Here is a 21,531-nt window from a genome sequence, read left to right as displayed (position 1 = left end):
CTATTGCCCCACGGATTGCCACTCTCGATGAGCCGCGACGCCGCAGAGACGCCTTTGATAGCCGATCCCGAGCCGGGGGGCGCTTGCGGGCCCAGCCGGCGGATCGTGTCCACCCGGCGCCGCTGGCACCGCCTCCTGGCGCTTCTGTTGGGTTCAGCCGTCTTTGTCGTCGACACCTTCACCGACGTCAGGGGCGCCATCGCCGTTCTCTACGTGCTTGTGATGCTCCTTGCCGCCGACACGTTCTCGCGGCGCGGCATCGCCCTGCTGGCGCTGGCCTGCGCGGGCCTCACGGTTCTCTCTTTCCTTACAACCCACGGCCTGGATGCGGATGTCTCGGCCACGCTCCGTTTTGGAATCTCGCTGGCCGCGATCGCGATCACCGGCGCCCTGCTGCTTCGCGACCAGGCGTCGAAACAGTCCCTGATGGAAGCGAACACCGCCCTGGCGCGCAGCGAGAAGCGGTACCGGTCGATCTTCGAGCAAGCCCGGATCTCCCTGTGGGAGCAGGATTTCTCGCAGGTCAGGGACTTGCTCACGACACTGCGGCAGCAAGGCGTGCGGGATCTCGATGCCTATGCCCGTGAGCATCCGGCCTTCTCTCGGGACTGTGCCCGCCGGATCACCACCTTGCATGTCAACGACGCCACGGCCGAGTTGCTGCGGCTGTCGTCGCCATCCCAGGCGCAGGGTTCGCTCGAGCGCTTCCTTCCGGCCGACGATCCCGCCTTCCTGGCGGTCCTGGCGGCCATGGCTGACGGCAGAAGCCGGTTCGAAGGGAGAGCGAATCTGATCACCGCGGGCGGACAGGTCGTGACCGTCCTCCTCGGCATCTCGTTCCCCGACGAGGCGGACGAATTCGGCCGCGTGGTGGTCGCCATGACGGACATTACCCAGCACGAGCAGATCCAGCAGACGCAGCTCGCGGCCCAGGCCGAGCTGGCCCGGGCCTCGCGGGCGGCGACCGTCGGCGCGCTGTCGGCCTCGATCGCCCATGAGCTCAACCAGCCGCTCGGCGCCGTCGTGATGAACGCCCAGACCTGCCTGCGCTGGCTCGGCAAGGACCCGCCCGATGTCGAAGCCGCGATGCGGGCCGCGGAGCGGACGGCCCGGGACGGCCGGCGGGCTGCCGAGATCGTGCAGCGCACGCGCGGGCAACTGGTGCGGGATCAGCGTAGCGACGAGATGATCGATCTGCGCGAGGTGGTCGAGGAGACGGTCCATCTGCTGGAGGCCGAACTGAATGCCCATGCCACGCGGGTGGTGACACAGTTCGCGATGTCGGTCCCGCCGATCAGGGCCGATCGCGTGGCGCTGCAGCAGGTGCTGATCAACCTCATGACCAACGGCATCCACGCCATGGCCGAAATGCAGGCCGCCGCGCGCGAACTCACGGTCAGCGTCGACGGTCCCGCCGCGCCCGATGCGCCGGAGGTGCGCGTCGCGATCCAGGATCGCGGCGGGGGCATTCCCGACGACGTCCACGCCCGGCTGTTCGAGCCGTTCTTCACGACGAAGCGGGGCGGCATGGGAATGGGGCTTGCGATCTGCCGCTCGACGATCGAGACATATGGCGGACGATTGACGGCCCGAAATCACGAACAGGGAGGGGCGGTGTTCGAGTTCGCGCTGCCGGCGGATCAGGACGCCGCACAAGCATCATGAAAACTCCAGTCGCGGCGACATTGGCGGCAACGCCCCTGGTCTTCATCGTCGACGATGACGAGGCCATCCGGGAGGCGCTGACGGACCTGCTGCGCTCGGTCGGGATCGAATCCCGGTGCTTCGGTTCGACCAGAGACCTGCTCGACGCCGCCCCCACCGACCGGCCCGGCTGCCTGATTCTCGACGTCCGCCTGCCGGGGCTGAGCGGGCTGGATCTGCAGGCCCAGCTGGTGCGCAACCGCAACACCCGGCCGATCATCTTCATGACCGGCCACGGGGACGTTCCGATGACGGTTCGGGCGATGAAGGCCGGGGCGATGGACTTTCTGACCAAGCCCTTCCGCGATCAGGACATGCTGGACGCCGTGGCCGCCGCCATCGACAAGGACATGGCGCAGCGCCAGGAAGCAGTCGCAGCGAAGGAGGTCGCCGCGCAAGCCGCCACCCTGACCCCGCGCGAGACGGAAGTCATGGCCGCGGTCGTGAAGGGGCTCATGAACAAACAGATCGCCGGCCTTCTCGGCATCAGCGAGATCACGGTCAAGCTGCACCGGGGAAACGTCATGCGGAAGATGGAGGTCCGGTCGGTCGCCGACTTGGTGCGGAAGGCGGAATTGCTGGCGCGTTGATGCCTTGACTTGGCCTGGACGGACAGCCGCTTCGTCCTGCACCTATGTATGGTATCCGTCCAGCGAGCCCTCGGCTATCCAGGACAGGCGGGTCACAGTCCCGTTGTTGTCCGCCGAGGTATCGTGTCCCATCCCCCCGTTATCGCTGTCATCGACGACGATCCGGCCATCCGCGAGGCGCTGGAAGACCTCATCGTCTCGCTGGGCTACCGGCCCCTGCTGTTCGTCTCGGCCGAGGACTTCCTCGCGTTCCCGGGGCGCTCCGCGGTGGGCTGCATGGTCGTCGACATCCGCATGGGGGGCATGACCGGCCTCGACCTCCAGGCGCGGTTGAACGCGCAGGGCAAGCCCTCCCCGATGATCTTCATGACCTCGTACACCGACGAGGCGACGCGATCGAAGGCGATGGCGGGTGGCGCGCACAGCTTCCTCGCGAAGCCGGTCGACGCAGAGGTGTTGATCGGGTGCCTGGCCTCGGCGCTCCACGAGTCAGCCCGGCAGGGCTGACCCCGCAAGACGCGCAGCGACGGGATCCCTTTGCGGTTAGACCGCGCGTTCGGACGGCAGGAGACCGAGGTGGGGGCGATGCGCCCGGGACCGCGCGTTCAGGTGGGCGATCGACGCAAGGGCGCGGGGCCGGCCACGCCCCGGAGCACGGCCCGACCGGCATCCGCTGCGGCTTCAACGCCCCGCTGCCGCCGTGGCGATGCAGCCGGCCATCCTGAAGGGATCCTCCCCGGCGACCATGGTGGGCACCATGTCCCGGGGCGGTGGGCGGGTGACGATATAGACAGGCCTCATCCCGCCATCGGCCGGCGCGTTCGCTGCGCTGGACGCGATCGAGAAGCCGAGCACCAGGGCCAGGCCCAGCGTGGCGAGACCACAGATCGCCGCCGTCAGGCCTCTCCCCTCCACCGGTGCGACGGCCCGGCCGTCCATGGGGCCGCCGTCGAAAACGGCGGACGGATGCGGCAGGCCGATATTGGTCTTCTGCGCGGGACCCATGGTTTGCCTCCTCTCCAGCATCGGCCAGACGACACGCGATCACCCGATCGTCGATCAGAGGCTAAGGTCGAAGCGCCGTGCCGCTCCATCATGCCTGGGGACTGTGAGGCCCTACGTTTGTTGGGCCAACCTATACCTTGGTCTTGGATGGCCAGACGCAATCACCTCAGACGCAATGACGGCGGCGGCCGCATCTCGATCCCTGCCGGTCCGACCTCTGCCCTATACCAAAGTCTTTGACCGTCGACCGGAATGCAGGGTCTCGGCAGCCCCTTGTCCGATGGTGGGCGGGCCGGGAGCGCCGTACCGTCATGTCGTGGTCCCGGCGACGCTCCTTCCGGGGGGTCCGGAGACCACTCCCGATGCTCAAACAATCGAGGCGCCGCGTCGGCAGCCACAGCCCCCGACGGGACGCCGGTCGAACGGAGACGCAAGCGATGACGGTGCTGTATTCGACCAGGGTCACCGCGGCCGGCGGCCGCCAGGGATGGATCCGCAGCGACGACGGCCTGCTCGACCTCGAGCTCGCCATGCCGCAGTCCCTGGGCGGCAAGGGCGGCGCCACCAACCCGGAGCAGCTGTTCGCCGGCGGCTACGCCGCCTGCTTCGAGAACGCCCTCCTGCGGGTGGCGCGGCAGGCGGGCCATCGCTTCGGCGATGACGACGTCCGGGTCGTCGCCGAGGTCGGCCTGAGCCGCAGCCCGGCCGACGCCTTCGTGCTGTCCGTCGCGCTCGCCATCGCGATCCGCGGCGTCGACCGGCAGACGGCGGACGCGCTGGTCCGCGCGGCCGATGCCATCTGCCCGTACTCCAACGCGATCCGGGGCAATGTCGACGTGGCCAAGACCATCGCGGTCGACTGATGCCCGGCCCCGCCGCGCCGTTACGAGCAAGGGAGGGCGATCCCCTCCCCGTCCCGGCGGCAAATACCCGCAAAATCCTTCACCCCAGGTTGATTTCCTGGAAATCGAATATCCATCGATGCGTCTGCCGTATTCTCTGCGGCTCACAAAATAGAGCCGCGAGGAACATTAAATTTGGAACAGGCTTTTGTTCGGGTCCGTTACCCCTGAACCGATGGAACATCCCTCGCCACCTCAAAACCCAACGGCCGAAGGCCGGGCGGAGTTCGAATCCGCAGCGCATCTGACCCAGGCCCTGCTGTATCAGGTTCGCGCTGGGAGACTATCCCCGGTGGAATTGGCGACGTGGCTGCGTCAGATGATGATGAGCGCGGCGGATCCACTGTCAGACAACGAGAAGAGCGCGATCGCCTGCACACTCGCCATGGACCTGCTCGCGGATGTGGGCTGCGACTTCAACCCGTCCGGACTGATGGACCTGGTGGACGGCTCGGACCAGGCGATCGCGATCGGACGCCTGGTTTGAGAACCGCCTGGCGCACCGGCTCGGGCTCCTGCCGCAGATGGCCCCGGGCCCGGGCCAGCCGGGATCGAATCGTCCCCGTCGGGATCTGCAGATGGGCCGAGGCCTCCTCGTAGGAGGCGCCCCAGACCGCCACGATGGACAGGATGTCCCGGTGGTCCTTCGACAGCGTCCGCCAGCGCGCCGCCACCTCGGTCACCTCGATCCTCTGCATCTGCGTCGCCGGCGTGCTGCCGTCCCAGTCGTCGATCGGGATGGTTTGGGCCCGGCTGTGCTTGTTGCCGACGAATTTCGAGAGGTAGAGCCGGCGCATCATCACGGCCAGCCAGGCGATCATGTTGCTGCCGGGCTGCCAGAGATGCAGCTTGCGCACCGCCCGGAACAGCGTGTCCTGCAGCAGGTCGTCGGCGTCGGCGTGATTTCGCGTCAGGGTGATGGCGAAGCGGCGGAGGTCGGGGATGCAGGGAGCGACAGTCGTGAGGAACTGGCGCTCTGTCGTGGCGGAGATAGCCGACATGGGAGCATCCTTGCGGGGTTCGAACGCGACGGGATGACGACGATGCCGTCGGCGTGTCCGGTTCGCGTTCGTATCGAAACTGCACCCAGCGCCGGCGCCGAAGGGCCGGTTACCGGCTGTCCTGGGATCGGAAGACCCGGACGCAGCCTAATCGGCAGCGAAACCAGGCCGCCAGACTCGGAAACTACTCATGTCCGTCGCTAGGACGAACGTCCGGGTGGGCTAGATCCTGCCCATGCCGCCGAGGCCGCCGAGCAGCCACAGCACCACGAGAACGAGGACGACCAGCCCGAGCACGCCGCCGAGGCCCGCCCCGCCATAGCGACCATGGGCATAGTAGCCGCCGCCGCCGAACAGCAGGATCAAGATAAGGATGATGACAATCGTGCTCATGGTCTGTCGCCTCACTGGACTTTGATCGTCGGGCAAGAGCCGGGAGCGACGCCGGTTCTTCGGCGTATCTCCGATGGTCTTGCTTCCGATTGTCACGAGCATAGCGGGCGGGCAATCATATCGGCAGGATCGGAAACTACTCAATCCCGCGCGGCCGGGACGGCAGGTCAGACGGGCGGCTCGTCCGCCCCCATCCAGGCGGCGGCCAGCGCCAGCCGCGCCAGTGCCGGCAGGGATTTCGAATCCGTCTTCTTCATGATCGCGGCGCGATGGTTCTCGACCGTGCGCTGGCTGATGCCGAGATCCGCCGCGATGTTCTTGCTGGGATGGCCGGCGACGACCAGCCCCATGATCTGGCGCTGGCGGGCGGTCAGCCCGGCGACATGGTCGGCCGCGGCCTCGCGCCAGGCGGACAGCTTGTTGGTGTCGCGCGACTGCTCGAGGGCGCGCTCGACGCCGGCCAGCAGGTCGCCGCGGCCGACCGGCTTCTCGATGAAGTCCGAGGCGCCGGCCTTCATGGCCTGGACCGCCATCGACACGTCGCTGTTGCCGGTGATCATGATGGCCGGCAGCCGGTGGCCGGCAGCCCTCAGCCGCTGCAGCAGCTCGAGCCCGTTCATCCCGGGCAGATAGGCATCGACCAGGAGGCAGGCCGCGCGGCCCGGGCGATAGGCTTCGAGGAAGGCCTCGCAGGACGCGTAGTCCTCGACCATCCGGCCGTCGTCTTCCAGCACGCTGCGCATGCCGTCCCTAACATGGCCGTCGTCGTCGACGACGAAGATGACCGGCTCGCCCGGGTCGCCGATCCCGGAGGCGGGGCTTGCGGCGTGCGGGGATGCTGCGGGGGGCGATGCCGCCAGCAGGCGTTGGATGGTCTGCGTCAGCTCCTTGAGCTTCACCGGCTTGTTGAGCTGCACGCAGTCCTGGCGGGCGATGTGGCGCAAGGTGTCGGTCGAGATGTCGCCGGTCAGGATGATGACCGGGATCTGGCGGCCAAGCCTTTCCCGCAGCTTGGTGGTGACCTCGAGCCCGTCCATGCCGCCCGGCAGATTGTAGTCCGCGAGGATGAGGTCCGGCCGGACCGCCCCCCGCGCCACCAGATCCAGCGCGGCGACGCCGTCGGATGCCGTCGCCGCGCGGTGGCCCTCGTCCTTCAGCAGGAGGTCGAGGAGCCCGCGCACCTCGGGATCGTCTTCGACCACCAGGATCGCACCGGTGCGGTGGGCGCCTTCCGCGGTCCCGCCATTGCTGTCCTGGCGGCGGTGCTCGCGCGACCGGTCGCCCTGCGGCAGCATGATCTCGATGGCGAAGACCGAGCCCTTGCCCGGCTGGGAGCTGACGCGCACCCGATGGCCCAGCAGGCCTCCCAGGCGCTGCACGATGGACAGGCCGAGGCCGAGGCCGCGGCTCCGCTCGCGCGCGGCGTTGTCGAGCTGATGGTACTCCTCGAAGATCGCCTGCAACTCCCCGCCCGGGATGCCGACGCCGGTGTCCCAGATCTCGATGCTCAGCATCCCCTCGCGCCGGCGGCAGCCCAGCAGCACCTTGCCCTGCCGGGTGTACTTCAGGGCGTTCGACAGCAGGTTGCGGACCATCTGCTCCAGCAGGCGCGGATCGGTGTCGATCGAAAGGCCGCACGGGACGACATGCAGGGCGAGCCGCTGGGCTTGCGCATGGTAGGTGAATTCGTCCTTCAGCCGGTCGAGCAGGTCGTTGACCGGGAAATGGACCCTCTCGGCGCGGACGGTCCCTGCCTCGATCTGGTTGATGTCGAGCAGCGCGTTCAGCATGCCGGTCATGGCGCCCAGCGTCTCGTCGAACCGGGCAACCAGCTTCCGCCCCCTTTCCCCGTCGACGATCTTCGCCAGCAGCCCCTGCAGCAGGGCCAGCGTCTGCAGCGGCTGGCGGAGGTCGTGGCTGGCGGCGGCGAGGAAACGCGACTTGGCGACGGTCGCCAGCTCTGCCTGCCGCTTGGCCGCCTCCAGCGCATCCGCCGTGTGCCGGCGCTCGGTGATGTCGGCGAAGGTGATGACGACGCCCTCGACCCCGTTGTCCTGGGTGCGGTAGGGCAGGATGCGGCGGACATACCAGGCGCCGCTCTGCGCCTCGATCTCCCGCTCGATCGGCGCGAGGGTCTGCAGCACCGTCCGCGCATCGGTCAGCAGGGCGCTGTCGGCCGCCAGCGAGTTGAGGTCGGCGAGCGGCCGGCCGACGTCGCCGGGGATGACGCTGAACAGCGATCGGGTGGCGGGGGTGAAGAAGCGGATGTTGAGGTCGGTGTCGAGGAAGATCGTCGCGACATCGGTACTGTACAGCACGTTCTGCAGGTCATTGGAGGTCGTGCGCTGCCGCTCCAGCGTTTCCTGGAGCTGGCTGTTCAGGGCGGTCAGCTCCTCGTTCAGCGACTGCAGCTCCTCCTTCGAGGTGATCAGCTCCTCATTCGTCGACTGGTACTCTTCGTTGACGGACAGGGCTTCCTCGTTGATCGCCTTCTGCTCCTCGGTCGAGATCTCGAGGTTGCGGATGGCGCCCTCCAGCTCCGCCCTGGTGGCGGCGAGCTCCTGCTCGAGCTCGGCGACGCGCGGGCCGTGTCCCGGGAGGGCCGGGCGTCCTGCCCCACGCTCCGGCTTCGGCTCGTCGATGAAGCAGATCAGCAGCAGTTCCTCGCCGTCGTTCGAGACCGGCTGCACGGCGATGCTGAACGAAGCCGGATGGCCATCTCCGTCGGTCCGGCCGCCGGCGACGACGATGCGCGCATTCTCATGGCCGGCCCGCTGGATCGCTGCGCGGAGCTTGGTGCGCATGCCCTCCCGCGCCATCGCCAGCAGATCGTGCGTCGGGTGGCCCGGCGCCATGTGCAGATAGCGGTCGATCGGCCCCAGGGAATAGAGGCACTCATGCTTGCGGTTGATCAGGACCGCCGCCGGCGCGTAGGCGTCCATCACCAGCCGCCGGCACAGCTCGGCGAGGACGGCCTGGCGCGACGGTGCCGGGCCCTGCCCCGGGCGCGCGGGGACGCGAACGCCGTCGCCGCCCCCCGCCGAAAAGCCGAGATCGCCCGGCCGGCTGCGGCCGATGTGCCGGTACAGCCGCTCCGGCTTGGAGATCACGTCGAAGCGTCCGCCGAGGTTCCCGATCGTCTCGGAGCTGCCGAGCAGCAGGATGCCGCCCTCCCGCAGCGCGAAATGGAACAGTGAGATCACCTTCGCCTGCGCCTCGGGGCGCAGGTAGATCAGCAGGTTCCGGCACGACACCAGGTCGAGGCGCGAGAATGGCGGGTCGGCCAGCACGTCCTGGACCGTGAAGACGACCGACGCGCGCAGCTCGGGCGTCACCCGGTAGCCGTGATCCTCCTTCGAGAAGAAGCGGGTCAGCCTGTCCGCCGGCACATCCGCTGCGATCGTGTCCGGATAGAAGCCCTCGCGTGCCCTGGCGACGGCGTCGGGATCGACGTCGGAGGCAAAGACCTGCAGCTTGACGTTGCGCCTCGCCGCCGTGATCGCCTCGCGGAACAGCATGGCGAGGGAATAGGTCTCTTCGCCCGTGCTGCAGCCGGCGATCCAGATGCGCAGCGGGTGGTCGGGCGACTGGTTGGCGACCAGGTCGGGAATGATCTTCTCCGCCAGGAGATCGAACACCTTGGGGTCCCGGAAGAAGCCGGTGACGTTGATCAGCAGGTCCTTGGCCAGAAGATCGAGTTCGCGGGGGTCGCCCTGCAGGATCTCGAGATACCGCCCCATGTCGGCGGGCTCGATCGCCGCCATCGCCATGCGCCGTTCCATCCGGCGCTGCAGCGTCCCCGGCTTGTAGAGCGTGAAGTCATAGGCGGTCTCGGTCCGCAGCAGATCGATGATCCGCGGCAGCCAGGCCTGTGGTGTGTCCTGCGGCGCCGAAGCATTGCGTTGACGGATCGGGCCTGCTCTCCGGCCGTGCCTGGCGAGCGCACCGGGGATCTTGTCCACCGGCAGGACCAGATCGACCGCGCCGGTCATGATCGCGCTGCGCGGCATGCCGTCATAACCGGCCTCATCGGGATCCTGCGCGATGACGAGCCCGGACTTCGCCTTCACCGCCTTCAGCCCGAAGCTGCCATCGGCCCCGGTTCCCGACAGGATCACGCAGATGGCGCGCGAACCATAGGCCTCGGCCAGCGAGTGCAGCAGGAAGTCGAAGGGCAGGCGGGCGCCGCGACGCGCTTGCGGGCGCGAAAGGTGCAGGCCGCCGCCGCCCACCGACAGGTAGCTTCCCGGGGGGATGACATAGAGGTGGTCGCGCTCGATCGGCATCCCTTCGGCGGCCTGCCGCACGGTCATCGCCGTGTGGCCGGCCAGCAGGTCCACCATCATGCTTTCATGGGTCGGATCGAGATGCTGGACCAGGATGAAGGCCATGCCGGTCGCGGCGGGCAGGCCGTCCACCAGCTTCCGGCAGGCCTCGAGGCCCCCCGCGGAGGCGCCGATGCCGACAACCGGGAAATCCCCGGAGGGCGGCGACGGGGTGCGTCGGCTCGGTCGCGGCCGCGCCGCGCTGGCCCGATGCGGACGGCTTCCCGGCATGTTGCATGAGTCTCATGGGGTTGCCTCCCGTCGGGAGGACCGATGCGATGCTATCACACCCGCGTCGTGGCGGCGATGCGGGGGCTGGGACAGCCGGCCTGGGTAGTTTCCGAACCTGCCTCGGGCGCTGTCTCGCCGGCTATGATCGTACATCTGGGCGAACCGAGGCAGTGCCGGAGGCGACATGACCCAAACGGCAGCGCTCCGCATCCTGCTCGTCGAGGACGAGGCCATCATCGCCGTGCTGCTGGCCGAGGTGCTCGAGGGCATGGGCTACGAGGTCTGCGCGATCGAAGCCACCGAGGAGGATGCGGTGGCCGCCGCCCTCCGGTGCCGGCCGGATCTGATGATCGTCGATGTCCGGCTGGGCGACGGCAGCGGTGTCGCGGCCGTCGAGAGGATTCTCCGCGCCGGCCCCGTCCCGCATGTGTTCGTCAGCGGCGACCCGTCGAAGGTCCAGGCGCTCCGGCCGGACGCGGTGGTGATGCAGAAGCCGTTCCGCGAAGCCGACCTGGCCCTCGCCATCCAACGTGCGCTCGGTGCCGTGGCGAGCCTGCCGCAATAGGCTGGCCGCGGGATAGCGGCGATCGGCACAGATTTCGGAACTTCCGTCGGCGCCCTCCTGTTCCGGGAAATAGGAAAGCAGATCGGGCATCCAGCCTGATGTCTGCGCGGACGTCCCGCTGGGCATCTGACGCTCCGGCGGCGCCTTCGCGTCACGGCTCAACGCGCTCGTTTTTCAAAGACAGGCAATCGGTCTATGCGGCTATCCACCGGCTTCAGCGGACACCTGTACTATGTTCAGGCGTCCCCCGAGACGTTTCCTGCCAAATTCGCCGCCGAGCACCTGTCGAAGGTGGCGGCCATGGGATTCGGGCACGTGGTCTTCCCGGTGTCCGGAGAGTCCCTCAAGACCCTGTCCCAGGCGGGCGAGGCCGTTCTCGGTCCGATCGCCGAGATCTGTCGGCGCCATCAGCTTCGCATCATCCTCGACCTCGTCTCCGCTCCACCCGCCGGAATCGCCGCAGATGACGCCGTTCCGGATCCGCGCCGTGTCCCGACACCGGATCGGCAGACCGCTTTCGATCCGCAGGCCGCGGTCGATCTTCCGCTTGATCTGGCGGCCCTGGTGGGAGCCGGCATCAGCGGCTTCGCCGTCAGCGTCGGAGAGGAGGCTCCGCGCTGGGCTGATGTCATCGCACGCACCCGGTCGAGCGGCGGGGAGTGCCGCTTCCTGGCCTGGACGGATGTCGGGGCCGATCAGGCAGCGATCCGCGACGCCGGCTTCGACGCCTGCCTGGGCCCGGCCGGCGCGCTGGAGGCATGGCAGGGGGACGCGCATGCGCAGGCCGAACCGACAAGGCTGCCGACGATGGCCTATCCCGAGCGGCCGTTCGGCCCGCGCCTCGCCGGCCGCATCCGCCACACGCCGCTCCTGCGCCGGGCCTCCCTGCGGGCGCTGCGGCTGGCGGCGGCGGCGGGGGATGGCCTTCTGGTCCCGATGGGGTTCGAAGTGGCGGCGCGGGAGCCCGCGCATCGAGGACCGGCGGCCGACGCCGTGTCGGAATTCCGCTGGGCGCAGCAGACCGCGCCCTTCGACCTGTCCGACGAGATCGCGGCGACCATGGCGACGCCGCACGGCGGCGCCGGGGGCTCGATGGCCACACGAGTCCTCAGCGGCCCGGGGGAGCCGGTTCTGGCGCTGTTCCGCACCGCGATCCCGGCGTCGGAGACCGGCGACCTGATCCTGGTCAACGAGAACCTGCGGCAGCCGGCCCGGGTCCTGCCGTCGCCGATCCTTCGCGGCATCGGCGGCGAGTTCGGGCCGTTCACGGCGAAGCCGCCCGATGCGGCGCCGGGGCTGGACGGCGCCCGACCGATCACGCTCGACGCCGGCGAGACGCGGGTGCTGACCGCGCGCCGCGCGGCGCCGGTCGCGGCGTCGGTCGCGCGGTTGCCCGAACAGGCCCTGGAACGTGCGGTCCGGGCACCGCGTCTTGCCATCGAGGCGGTAACCCCCACCGCCGGTGAACCGCGCTTCCCGGTCAAGCGCATCGCCGGCGAGGCTGTGCGGGTCGAGGCCGACGTGATTGCCGATGGCCACGACGTGACCGCCGTCGCCCTGCTGTGGCGCCCGGCGGATGAGCGCGCCTGGCGCGAACAGCGCATGGCGCCGCTGGGCAACGACCGCTGGGCCGCGGAATTCCCGCTTGAGCGGATCGGCCGGTATGTCTTCGCCGTCGAAGCCTGGCGCGACGTGTTCGGCACCTTCCTGTACGAGCTGCGCAAGAAGCACGCGGCGCGGCTCGACCTCTCGGTCGAGATCGAGGAGGGGCGCCTGCTGGTCGAACAGGCACGGGGTGCCGCCCGGGGATCGGTCCGGGCCGAACTCGATGCCCTGCTGGCGCGGATCGCCGCGACGGCGACAGGTCGGCTGGACCTGCTGCTGGCCCCAGAAACCGCGGCGCTGATGGCCAGCGCGGACCAGCGTCCCTTCGCGGTCCGCCAGGACCCGGCGCAGCCGGTGGATGCCGAGCGCAGGGCTGCGGGCTTCGCCAGCTGGTACGAGCTGTTCCCGCGGTCGCAAAGCCGAGAGCCGGGCCGGCATGGCACCTTCGACGATGTCATCACCCGCCTGCCGGCGATCCGGGCGATGGGATTCGACGTGCTGTACTTCCCGCCGATCCATCCGATCGGCCGCAAGAACCGCAAGGGCCGCAACAACAGCCTGACGCCGGGTCCGGACGATCCCGGCAGCCCCTATGCCATCGGCGCGGCCGAGGGCGGCCACGACGCGATCCATCCCGAGCTCGGCACCATCGCGGATTTCCGCCGGCTGCGCGATGCCGCGGCGGAGCACGGGCTGGAGCTGGCGCTCGATTTCGCCATCCAGTGCGCGCCCGACCATCCCTGGCTGCGCGACCATCCCGGCTGGTTCGGCTGGCGCCCCGACGGGTCGATCCGCTACGCCGAGAATCCGCCGAAGAAGTACGAGGACATCGTCAATGTCGACTTCTACGCGGACGACGCGATGCCCGCGCTGTGGCGGACCCTGCGCGACATCGTCGCCTTCTGGGTCGGCGAGGGCGTGCGGCTGTTCCGGGTCGACAATCCCCACACCAAGCCGTTCCCGTTCTGGGAGTGGCTGATCGCCGACATCCGCGGCCGCGACCCGGGCGTCGTCTTCCTGGCGGAGGCCTTCACCCGGCCGAAGGTGATGTACCGCCTGGCGAAGGTCGGCTTCTCCCAGTCCTACACCTACTTCACCTGGCGCAACACCAAGGCGGAGCTGACCAGCTACCTGACCGAACTGACCACGGCGGCGCCGCGGGATTTCTTCCGGCCGCACTTCTTCGTCAACACGCCGGATATCAACCCGCTGTTCCTGCAGACCTCCGGCCGTCCGGGCTTCCTGATCCGCGCCGCGCTGGCCACCACCCTGTCGGGCCTTTGGGGGATGTATAACGGCTTCGAGCTGTGCGAGGCCCAGGCGGTGCCGGGCAAGGAGGAGTACCTCGACAGCGAGAAGTACCAGCTGCGCGCCTGGGACCTGGACCGGCCCGGCAACATCGTCGCCGAGATCACCCGGCTGAACCGGATCCGGCACGCCAATCCCGCGCTGCAGAGCCATCTCGGCCTGACCTTCTACAAGGCCTCGAACGACAGCATCCTCTATTTCGCCAAGGCGACGCCCGATCGCGGCAACACCGTCCTGGTGGCGATCAACCTCGACCCGCACCGGGCGCAGGACGCCGATATCGAGATCCCGTTGTGGGAATGGGGGCTGCCCGACGACGCCGTGATGGCGGCGGAGGACCTGATGCGCGGCGAGCGCTTCGCCTGGCACGGCAAGGTCCAGCACATCCGCCTCGACCCCGCCGATTCACCTTTCGCCATTTGGCGCATCCAGCCGGCCCAGGAGGTCTGACATTGGGACACCACCCGTCCGCCCCGACCTTCGACGACCCGACCTGGTACAAGGACGCGGTCATCTACCAGCTGCATGTGAAGTCGTTCTTCGATTCCAACGATGACGGCATCGGCGACTTCAAGGGCCTGATCGCCAAGCTCGACTACATCGCCGCCCTGGGCGTCAACACGCTGTGGCTGCTGCCGTTCTATCCGTCGCCGCGGCTGGATGACGGCTACGACATCGCCGCCTACACCGAGGTGCATCCCGATTTCGGCGACATGGCCGACGCCCGCCGCTTCATCGCCGAGGCGCATCGCCGCGGCCTGCGGGTGATCACCGAGCTGGTCATCAACCACACCTCGGACCAGCATCCGTGGTTCGAACGCGCGCGGCGGGCCAAGCCGGGATCGGCGGCACGCCAGTATTACGTCTGGTCCGATACCGACCAGGCCTATGCCGGCACGCGGGTGATCTTCTGCGACACCGAGAAGTCGAACTGGACCTGGGACCCGGTGGCCGGCGCCTATTTCTGGCACCGCTTCTATTCGCACCAGCCGGATCTGAACTTCGACAATCCACGGGTGCTGAAATCGGTGCTGCGGGTCATGCGGTTCTGGCTGGAGATGGGAGTCGACGGCCTGCGGCTGGACGCCATTCCCTATCTGATCGAGCGCGAAGGCACCTCGAACGAGAACCTACCCGAGACGCATGCGGTCCTGAAGCAGATCCGCGGCTATCTCGACACCCATTTCCCCGGCCGGCTGCTGCTGGCCGAGGCCAACCAATGGCCGGAGGACACGCAGGAATACTTCGGCCAGGGCGACGAATGCCACATGGCCTTCCACTTCCCGCTGATGCCGCGGATGTACATGGCGATCGCGCGCGAGGACCGGTTCCCGATCACCGACATCCTGCGGCAGACGCCCGATATCCCCGAGAACTGCCAATGGGCGATCTTCCTGCGCAACCATGACGAGCTGACGCTCGAGATGGTGACCGACAGCGAGCGCGACTTCCTGTGGGAGACCTATGCCGCCGACCGGCGCGCCCGGATCAATCTCGGCATCCGCCGCCGCCTGGCGCCGCTGCTGCAGCGCGACCGCCGGCGCATCGAGCTGATGCAGAGCCTGCTGCTGTCGATGCCGGGCACGCCCGTGCTGTACTACGGCGACGAACTCGGCATGGGCGACAACATCCATCTCGGCGATCGCGACGGGGTGCGAACGCCGATGCAGTGGTCGCCGGACCGCAATGGCGGCTTCTCCCGTGCCGACCCGGAAAGCCTGGTCCTGCCGGCGATCATGGACCCGCTCTACGGGTTCTCGGCGGTGAATGCCGAATCCCAGGGCCGCGACCCGCATTCCCTGCTGAACTGGATGCGGCGGATGCTGGCCCTGCGCGGGCAGCACCGGGCCTTCGGCCGCGGCAGCTTCCGCCTGCTCTATCCCGGCAACCGCAAGATCCTGGCTTATCTGCGCGAGTTCGACGGCGAGAGCATCCTGTGCATCGCCAACCTGTCGCGCGCGCCGCAGCCGGTGGAGCTGGACCTGTCGGCCTATGAGGGCCGCCTGCCGGTCGAGATGACGGGCGACACCGTGTTCCCGCCGATCGGCCAGCTGACCTATCTGCTGACCCTGCCGCCCTATGGCTTCTACTGGTTCCAGCTGCGGGCCGACGCCGAGACCCCCAACTGGCACCAGGCCCCGCCGGAGCAGATGCCGGAATATGTCACGCTGGTGCTGCGCGAAGGCCTGGCCGACATCCTGGCGCCGACGCCGCGACAGCTGCTCGAGACCGAAAGCCTGCCGGCCTATCTGCCGATGCGGCGGTGGTTCGCGGCCAAGGACCAGAAGATCGACCAGGTCCGGATCGCCGGCGCCACGCCGGTGCCCGGGACCGACCTGATGCTGGTCCAGGTCGAGGCGACCGCGGGCGGCAAGACCGACCGCTACCAGATTCCGCTGGGCATTGCCTGGGAGGAGAGCGGCCTGCCGGCGCTGCAGCAGCAGCTGGCGCTGGCGCGGGTGCGGCGCGGCCGCCGTGTCGGCTTCCTGACCGATGCCTTCTCCCTCCGCGGCCTGCCGCTGGGGATCGTCGACGGGTTGCGCCTGGGCCGCACGGTTCCGGTCGGCGATGGCGAGATCCGGTTCCTGCCGACCTCCCGGATGGCGGAGGTCGACCTGCCCGAAGACGTCGAGATCCGCTGGCTGGCAACGGAGCAGTCGAACAGCTCCCTGATCCTCGGCGAGGCGCTGGTGCTGAAGGTGATGCGCCGCATCCGCACCGGCATCCACCCCGAAGCCGAAATGGGCCGCTACCTCACCGACCATGGCGCCGCCGCCATCGCACCCCTGTTCGGCGAGGTGGTGCAGACCGACGCCGACGGGCAGCCCCAGACCCTGGTGATCGTCCAGGGCTTCGTCCGCAACGAAGGCGACGGCTGGAGCTGGAGCCTGGAGCGCATCCGCCGCAGCGTCGATGAACTGGCTTTGACCGAAGCGGACGGCACGGACGGCTTCGCCGATCCGGTGGGTTTCGTCGCGGCGATCGGCCGGCGCCTGGCCGAGATCCACGCCATCCTGGCCGCCCCGACCGATGACCCCGCCTTCGCCCCCGAGCGGGTGGATGCCGATGTGGCCGATGCCTGGGTCGAGGAGACCCGGCTCGAACTCGACGGCGCGATCGCGACCGTCGCGGCGGTGCGCGACTGGCCGGATTCCGAGACCAAGCAGGCGGCGGACTCCTTGCTCGCCGGCGGCGACACCCTGGCGCGGCTGGTGCAACGCCTGGCCGCTGCCGGGCGGGGGTCGCTGCAGACCCGGATCCATGGCGACTTCCATCTCGGCCAGGTGCTGGTCGCCCAGGGCGACGCCTATCTGATCGATTTCGAGGGCGAGCCTGCCCGGGCGATCGCGGAGCGCCGGCGCAAGTCGAGCCCGCTCCGCGACGTCGCGGGCCTGCTGCGGTCGATCGACTATGCGGCGGCCTCGGTCGACGACACCACGCGGGACACCCTCCCTGATGGGGTGCGGGCCCGCCGGGCCGACCTGCTGCAGCAGTTCCGGTCGCAGGCCGGCGCCGCCTTCCTCGATGCCTACCAGGCGACGGCGCGCGACGCGCCCCATCCCTGGGCCACGCCCGAGCAGGAGCAAGCCTTGATCGACCTGTTCTCCCTGCAGAAGGCCGCCTACGAAATCCGCTACGAGGCCGCCAACCGCCCCAGCTGGATCGGCTTGCCGGTCCGCGGACTGGCGACGCTGATGGCCCGCCTCGATGCCGACAGCAAGGTCGTATCCGATGCCTGATCTGATGATGCCGCCGACCGATGTCGACGCCGGCGCCCTCGATGCCCTCGCGCATGGGCGCCACGGCGATCCCTTCGCGCTGCTCGGGGCCCACCCCGATGGTCCGACCACCATGGTCCGCACCTGCCTGCCCAATGCGGCGACCGTGGAGGTGCTGGCCCGGTCGGACCGCCGCCTCCTGGCGACCCTCGAGCTGATTCATCCGGCCGGCGTGTTCGCGGGGGCCATCGGGCGGGCGGAGCCCTATCTGCTGCGCATCACCTGGCCGAGCGGCGTGGTGGAGGAGACCGAGGACCCCTACACCTTCGGCCTGGTGCTGACGGACGACGATCTGAGCGGCCTGGCCGGCGGCGACCCCGAGGCGGTGCGGCAGGGCCTGGGCAGCCGGCCGACGGTGATGGACGGGGTCGCCGGCACGCGCTTCACCGTCTGGGCGCCGAATGCGCGGCGCGTCTCGGTGGTCGGCGAGTTCAACAGCTGGGATGGCCGGCGCCACCCGATGCGGCTGCGCCATCACGGCGGCGTCTGGGAACTGTTCATCCCGCGCATCGCCGACGGTGCCCTGTACAAATACGAGGTGGTGGACCGTGACGGCCAGGTGCCGCCGCAGCGGGCCGACCCGGTCGCGCGCGAGACCGAACTGCCGCCCCGCACCGCCTCCGTGGTGCCGAGCCCGTTCCCCCTGCGCTGGACCGACGAGGACTGGATGCAGGGCCGGGCGGCCCGGCAGGCGCCATCCGCACCGCTGTCGATCTACGAGATGCATGCCGGGTCCTGGCTGCGCGACGGCGGCGAGATGCTGGATTGGGACGGGCTGACCGAACGCCTGATCCCCTATGTCGCCGGCATGGGCTTCACCCATGTCGAGCTGATGCCGGTGGCGGAGCACCCGTTCAGCGGCAGTTGGGGCTACCAGCCGCTCGGGCTGTTCGCCCCCACCGCCCGCTTCGGCCCGCCGGAGGGCTTCGCACGCTTCGTCAACGCCTGCCACGCCGCCGGCATCGGCGTGCTGGTCGACTGGGTGCCGGCGCATTTCCCCGGGGACGCGCATGGCCTGCTCCGCTTCGACGGCACTGCGCTGTATGAGCATGAGGATCCGCGCGAAGGCTTCCACCCCGACTGGAACACCTGGATCTACAACCTGGGCCGGATCGAGGTGGTCGGCTTCCTGCTGGCCAGCGCCCTGGAGTGGCTGGACCGCTATCACGTCGACGGGCTGCGGGTGGATGCCGTCGCCTCGATGCTGTACCGCGACTACAGCCGCAAGGCCGGCGAATGGATCCCCAACGCCCATGGCGGGCGCGAGAACCTGGAAGCCATCGACTTCCTGCGCCGCCTGAACGCGCTGGTGGCCGATCGCTGCCCCGGCGCCATCGTGATCGCCGAGGAATCGACGGCCTGGCCCGGCGTGACCGCGCCGGTCTCGGAGGGCGGGCTCGGCTTCTCCTACAAATGGAACATGGGCTGGATGCACGACACGCTCGGCTACATGGAGCAGGACCCGATCCATCGCAAACACCACCACAACGCGATGACCTTCGGCCTGCTCTATGCCTTCTCCGAGCGCTTCGTGCTGCCGCTCTCGCATGACGAGGTCGTCTACGGCAAAGGGTCCCTGCTCGGCCGGATGCCCGGCGGCACCTCGCAGCGCTTCGCCAATCTCCGCGCCTATTTCGGCTTCATGTGGAGCTCGCCGGGCAAGAAGCTGCTGTTCATGGGCGGCGAATTCGGCCAGGAGCGGGAGTGGAACCACGACACCCAGCTCGACTGGGACCTGCTCGACGACCCGCTGCATCGCGGGCTCCAGCGGCTGGTCCGGGACCTCAACCGGGTCTATCGCGGCGAGCCGGCCCTGCACGTCGAGGACAGCTCGCCGTCCGGCTTCGGCTGGACCGTCGCCGGCGACGCCGAGGCCAGCGTCTTCGCCTATCTCCGCTACGGGCGGTCCGGCGACCGGCCGGTCCTGGTCGTGTGCAACTTCACCCCGGTCGCCAGGCCGGACTATCGGATCGGGGTGCCGCTCTCCGGGCCGTGGCACGAAATCGTCAACACCGATGCGCGGGTCTACGGAGGCGGTGGCCTGGGGGAAGGCAGCCAGATCGTCGCGATCGACGCGCCCGCAGGCGGGCAGCCTGCATCTCTGGCCCTTGACCTACCCCCGTTGAGCACGGTGATGCTCTGCCCCGTGCGAGGCTGATCGACGATTTGGCCCCTTCTAGGCCTCTGCCAGCAGGGTCCGCAGGAAGGCGATGTCGTCGCGCAGGAAGGCGATCGCGTCGTCACCCATGCGCTGGCCCTTGCCGCTGGGATGGCTGTATTCGGCGGGCAGGCAGTAGGCGCCGGAGAAGCCGACCTTCCGCAGGCACTGGACGAATTCGCGCCAGGAATAGCCAGCGTGCCGGTGCGTGGTCCAATGCACCTTGTAGACCGCCTCGTCCTCCGGCCCGTTGACGCGGCGGTGATAGGCGCTCTTGAAGTTGGCCAGGCCGCGCATCCGGTCGGCCAGGATGTCGACCGCCAGGGCCGTCGGCTCGCCGGCCACGCCGCAATGCGCCATGTCCAGCACGGCGCAGACATGCTTCGGATCGTATTTCTCGATCAGGTGCAGCACGCCGGCGGCGCTGCCGATCTGGGCGCCGGAATGGTTCTGCACGCCGATCGCCACGCCATGGCGCTCCAGCGCCGGGACCAGGGAGTCGAAGCGGCGGCGGTAATCCTCGACCGTGGCGCGGAAGCCGACCGCCGGGTCGATCGCGACGCAGATGCGGATGATCGGCACCCCGGCCTCGCCGCAGGCGGCGATGGTGGCCTCGTCGATCGACCCGGCGATGCTGCGGATCTCCAGGCCCCGCTCGGCGAAGGTGCGCGCGGCGGCGGGCAGCCCGGCGGCCGCGGTCTCGGGCGTCACCTGGTAGCCGGGCCGCACCGGCAGCTCGACGCCCTGGAGGCCGAGCCCCGCCACCCTGTCGGCAAGCGCCGGCAGGGCATCGGTCCAGGGCTTGGTGAACACGGTCAGGATCGGCTCGGCCATCATTCCTCCAGAAGGCGCGGGGGTCGGCGCGCTGGGATCAGCCCGCCGGGATCGGAGAGTATCGGCCCGCATCGAGGCCGCAGGCCTGCGCCACCGCGCCCAGGCTGCGCCACACCTCGTCGGTGAGCGGGACGCCGCCGGCGACGCGTTCGGCGCGCCGCCGCGCCTCGGGCTCGCCGGGCAGCAGGACCTCGTCGCCGGGCACGGCGGGCCGGCAGGCCTTGAAATAGTCGATGTAGCGCCGGGTCTCGGTGGCCAGCTCGTCCGGCGACCCGAAATGGTCGGGCGACATGTAGATCGAGAACATGCCGTTGGAGAACGGGCGCGGCCCGGGGCCGGCGCAGCCCGACCCGGTCAGCGCCCCGGCGACCAGTTCGCAGATCAGCGCCAGCCCGGAGCCCTTGTGCTCGCCGAAGGCGCGGATGGCGCCGAGGCCGTTCTGGGCGCTGCGGGGGCTGCCGTCGCCGATCGGGCCATAGAGCGTTTCGGGATCGTTGCTGAGGCGGCCATCCGGCTCGATCAGGCTGCCTTCGGGCAGCTTCTTGCCGCCATTCGACGCCACCAGCACCTTGCCCTCGGCGACCAGCGAGGTGGCGAAGTCCAGGATCACCGGTGCCCGGCCGGGCACCAGGAAGCCGGCGGCGAAGGGCGCGGTGGAGAAGCGCCGTTCGACCCCGCCGAAGGGGGCGACCAGCTCGCTGCCGGCGACGTTGACGAAGTGGATCGAGCACAGCCCGGCGTCCGCCGCCATCTCCGCCCATTCGCCGATGCGGCCGAGATGGCCGGCATGGCGCAGGCCGATGACCGCGACGCCGGCCTGCCGCGCCTTGGCGATGCCCAGCTGCACCGCCTGCGGCCCCACCGTCTGGCCGAAGCCGTACTGGCCGTCGACCAGCGCGAAGGACGGCGTGTCGGTCAGCAGCTGCACCGTGACGTCGCGCCGGACCTCGTCCTTGGCCAGCATGCCGACATAGCGCGGCACCCGGATGACGCCGTGGCTGTCATGGCCGGTCAGGTTCGCGGCGACCAGGTACGCCGCGATCCGCCGGCTCTCGGCGGCGCTGCAGCCCTGGGCGGCGAAGATGTCGCCGACCAGACCGGCCAGCGTTTCGTGATGGATCAGCATGATCG

At 69.3% G+C, this 21,531-nt stretch carries 15 protein-coding genes; 9 read left to right on the top strand and 6 right to left on the bottom strand.

The genetic code is table 11. The features are described 5' to 3' along the window. The first annotated feature begins 27 nt into the window (after positions 1–27). The 3 genes from E9232_RS16245 to E9232_RS16235 all read left to right on the top strand — a co-directional run bounded on the left by E9232_RS16245 (position 28) and on the right by E9232_RS16235 (position 2,801). Complete coding sequence (locus E9232_RS16245; RefSeq protein WP_309795400.1) at positions 28–1,665, top strand: sensor histidine kinase; 1,638 nt, start codon at positions 28–30, stop codon at positions 1,663–1,665. A 20-nt stretch (positions 1,666–1,685) separates the two neighbouring features. Next, the gene (locus E9232_RS16240; RefSeq protein ID WP_309795398.1) at positions 1,686–2,294 is read left to right on the top strand and encodes a response regulator transcription factor; all 609 of its coding nucleotides are present in this window, start codon (positions 1,686–1,688) and stop codon (positions 2,292–2,294) included. A 123-nt stretch (positions 2,295–2,417) separates the two neighbouring features. Beyond that, positions 2,418–2,801, top strand: a complete 384-nt coding sequence (locus tag E9232_RS16235) for a response regulator transcription factor (protein ID WP_309795396.1) — start codon at positions 2,418–2,420, stop codon at positions 2,799–2,801. A gap of 174 nt (positions 2,802–2,975) precedes the next feature. On the opposite strand, the gene E9232_RS16230 is transcribed toward E9232_RS16235, so the two are convergent. Then, entirely contained in the window at positions 2,976–3,299 is a 324-nt protein-coding gene (locus E9232_RS16230) for a hypothetical protein (RefSeq protein WP_309795394.1), read from the bottom strand. A gap of 437 nt (positions 3,300–3,736) precedes the next feature. Between E9232_RS16230 and E9232_RS16225 the strand changes: the two genes are divergently transcribed. Together E9232_RS16225 and E9232_RS16220 are read left to right on the top strand one after the other, a co-directional pair. After that, on the top strand, positions 3,737–4,162 hold the full coding sequence (locus E9232_RS16225; protein ID WP_309795392.1) for an organic hydroperoxide resistance protein: 426 nt from the start codon (positions 3,737–3,739) through the stop codon (positions 4,160–4,162). Positions 4,163–4,376: 214 nt separating this feature from the next. Then, positions 4,377–4,688, top strand: a complete 312-nt coding sequence (locus tag E9232_RS16220) for a hypothetical protein (protein ID WP_309795391.1) — start codon at positions 4,377–4,379, stop codon at positions 4,686–4,688. Here the strand turns inward: E9232_RS16220 and E9232_RS16215 are convergent. The 3 genes from E9232_RS16215 to E9232_RS16205 all read right to left on the bottom strand — a co-directional run bounded on the left by E9232_RS16215 (position 4,618) and on the right by E9232_RS16205 (position 10,151). Then, positions 4,618–5,202, bottom strand: a complete 585-nt coding sequence (locus E9232_RS16215; protein WP_309795389.1) for an RNA polymerase sigma factor — start codon at positions 5,200–5,202, stop codon at positions 4,618–4,620. The genes E9232_RS16220 and E9232_RS16215 overlap by 71 nt on opposite strands. A gap of 222 nt (positions 5,203–5,424) precedes the next feature. Beyond that, entirely contained in the window at positions 5,425–5,595 is a 171-nt protein-coding gene (locus E9232_RS16210) for a DUF3309 family protein (RefSeq protein ID WP_309795386.1), read from the bottom strand. 167 nt (positions 5,596–5,762) lie between these two features. After that, positions 5,763–10,151: a chemotaxis protein CheB gene (locus tag E9232_RS16205; RefSeq protein ID WP_309795384.1), complete on the bottom strand. Its 4,389-nt coding sequence runs from the start codon at positions 10,149–10,151 to the stop codon at positions 5,763–5,765. A gap of 184 nt (positions 10,152–10,335) precedes the next feature. Here E9232_RS16205 and E9232_RS16200 point away from each other — a divergent pair, with 184 nt between their 5' ends. The 4 genes from E9232_RS16200 to glgB all read left to right on the top strand — a co-directional run bounded on the left by E9232_RS16200 (position 10,336) and on the right by glgB (position 19,566). After that, positions 10,336–10,716, top strand: a complete 381-nt coding sequence (locus E9232_RS16200; protein ID WP_309795382.1) for a response regulator — start codon at positions 10,336–10,338, stop codon at positions 10,714–10,716. A gap of 300 nt (positions 10,717–11,016) precedes the next feature. Beyond that, positions 11,017–14,079: an alpha-1,4-glucan--maltose-1-phosphate maltosyltransferase gene (locus tag E9232_RS16195; RefSeq protein ID WP_309795380.1), complete on the top strand. Its 3,063-nt coding sequence runs from the start codon at positions 11,017–11,019 to the stop codon at positions 14,077–14,079. 2 nt (positions 14,080–14,081) lie between these two features. Next, a complete protein-coding gene (gene treS / locus E9232_RS16190) occupies positions 14,082–17,369 on the top strand; it encodes a maltose alpha-D-glucosyltransferase (protein ID WP_309795378.1) in 3,288 nt (1,095 codons plus the stop codon). Next, positions 17,362–19,566 carry a 1,4-alpha-glucan branching protein GlgB gene (gene glgB / locus E9232_RS16185; protein WP_309795376.1) on the top strand — a complete coding sequence of 735 codons (2,205 nt, stop codon included), beginning with the start codon at positions 17,362–17,364 and terminating at the stop codon, positions 19,564–19,566. Before treS ends, glgB begins: the two co-directional genes overlap by 8 nt. Before the next feature lie 18 nt (positions 19,567–19,584). Here glgB and E9232_RS16180 read toward each other — a convergent pair whose 3' ends face one another. Further along, positions 19,585–20,400, bottom strand: a complete 816-nt coding sequence (locus tag E9232_RS16180) for a sugar phosphate isomerase/epimerase family protein (RefSeq protein ID WP_309795373.1) — start codon at positions 20,398–20,400, stop codon at positions 19,585–19,587. Positions 20,401–20,437: 37 nt separating this feature from the next. Beyond that, on the bottom strand, positions 20,438–21,526 hold the full coding sequence (locus E9232_RS16175; RefSeq protein ID WP_309795371.1) for an Ldh family oxidoreductase: 1,089 nt from the start codon (positions 21,524–21,526) through the stop codon (positions 20,438–20,440). Positions 21,527–21,531: the final 5 nt, after the last annotated feature.

The sequence above is a fragment of the Inquilinus ginsengisoli genome, assembly GCF_031453975.1.
GTDB classification, from domain to species: Bacteria; Pseudomonadota; Alphaproteobacteria; order DSM-16000; family Inquilinaceae; genus Inquilinus; species Inquilinus ginsengisoli_A.
This window is presented reverse-complemented; position numbering and strand designations above follow the sequence as displayed.

Excerpts from the sequence above, each read along its gene's own strand:
- E9232_RS16245 (WP_309795400.1), top strand. The coding sequence starts at position 28 with ATGAGCCGCGACGCCGCAGAGACGCCTTTGATAGCCGATCCCGAGCCG.
- E9232_RS16230 (WP_309795394.1), bottom strand. The coding sequence starts at position 3,299 with ATGGGTCCCGCGCAGAAGACCAATATCGGCCTGCCGCATCCGTCCGCC.
- E9232_RS16225 (WP_309795392.1), top strand. The coding sequence starts at position 3,737 with ATGACGGTGCTGTATTCGACCAGGGTCACCGCGGCCGGCGGCCGCCAG.
- E9232_RS16220 (WP_309795391.1), top strand. The coding sequence starts at position 4,377 with ATGGAACATCCCTCGCCACCTCAAAACCCAACGGCCGAAGGCCGGGCG.
- E9232_RS16215 (WP_309795389.1), bottom strand. The coding sequence starts at position 5,202 with ATGTCGGCTATCTCCGCCACGACAGAGCGCCAGTTCCTCACGACTGTC.
- E9232_RS16210 (WP_309795386.1), bottom strand. The coding sequence starts at position 5,595 with ATGAGCACGATTGTCATCATCCTTATCTTGATCCTGCTGTTCGGCGGC.
- E9232_RS16205 (WP_309795384.1), bottom strand. The coding sequence starts at position 10,151 with ATGCCGGGAAGCCGTCCGCATCGGGCCAGCGCGGCGCGGCCGCGACCG.
- E9232_RS16200 (WP_309795382.1), top strand. The coding sequence starts at position 10,336 with ATGACCCAAACGGCAGCGCTCCGCATCCTGCTCGTCGAGGACGAGGCC.
- E9232_RS16195 (WP_309795380.1), top strand. The coding sequence starts at position 11,017 with ATGGGATTCGGGCACGTGGTCTTCCCGGTGTCCGGAGAGTCCCTCAAG.
- glgB (WP_309795376.1), top strand. The coding sequence starts at position 17,362 with ATGCCTGATCTGATGATGCCGCCGACCGATGTCGACGCCGGCGCCCTC.
- E9232_RS16180 (WP_309795373.1), bottom strand. The coding sequence starts at position 20,400 with ATGGCCGAGCCGATCCTGACCGTGTTCACCAAGCCCTGGACCGATGCC.
- E9232_RS16175 (WP_309795371.1), bottom strand. The coding sequence starts at position 21,526 with ATGCTGATCCATCACGAAACGCTGGCCGGTCTGGTCGGCGACATCTTC.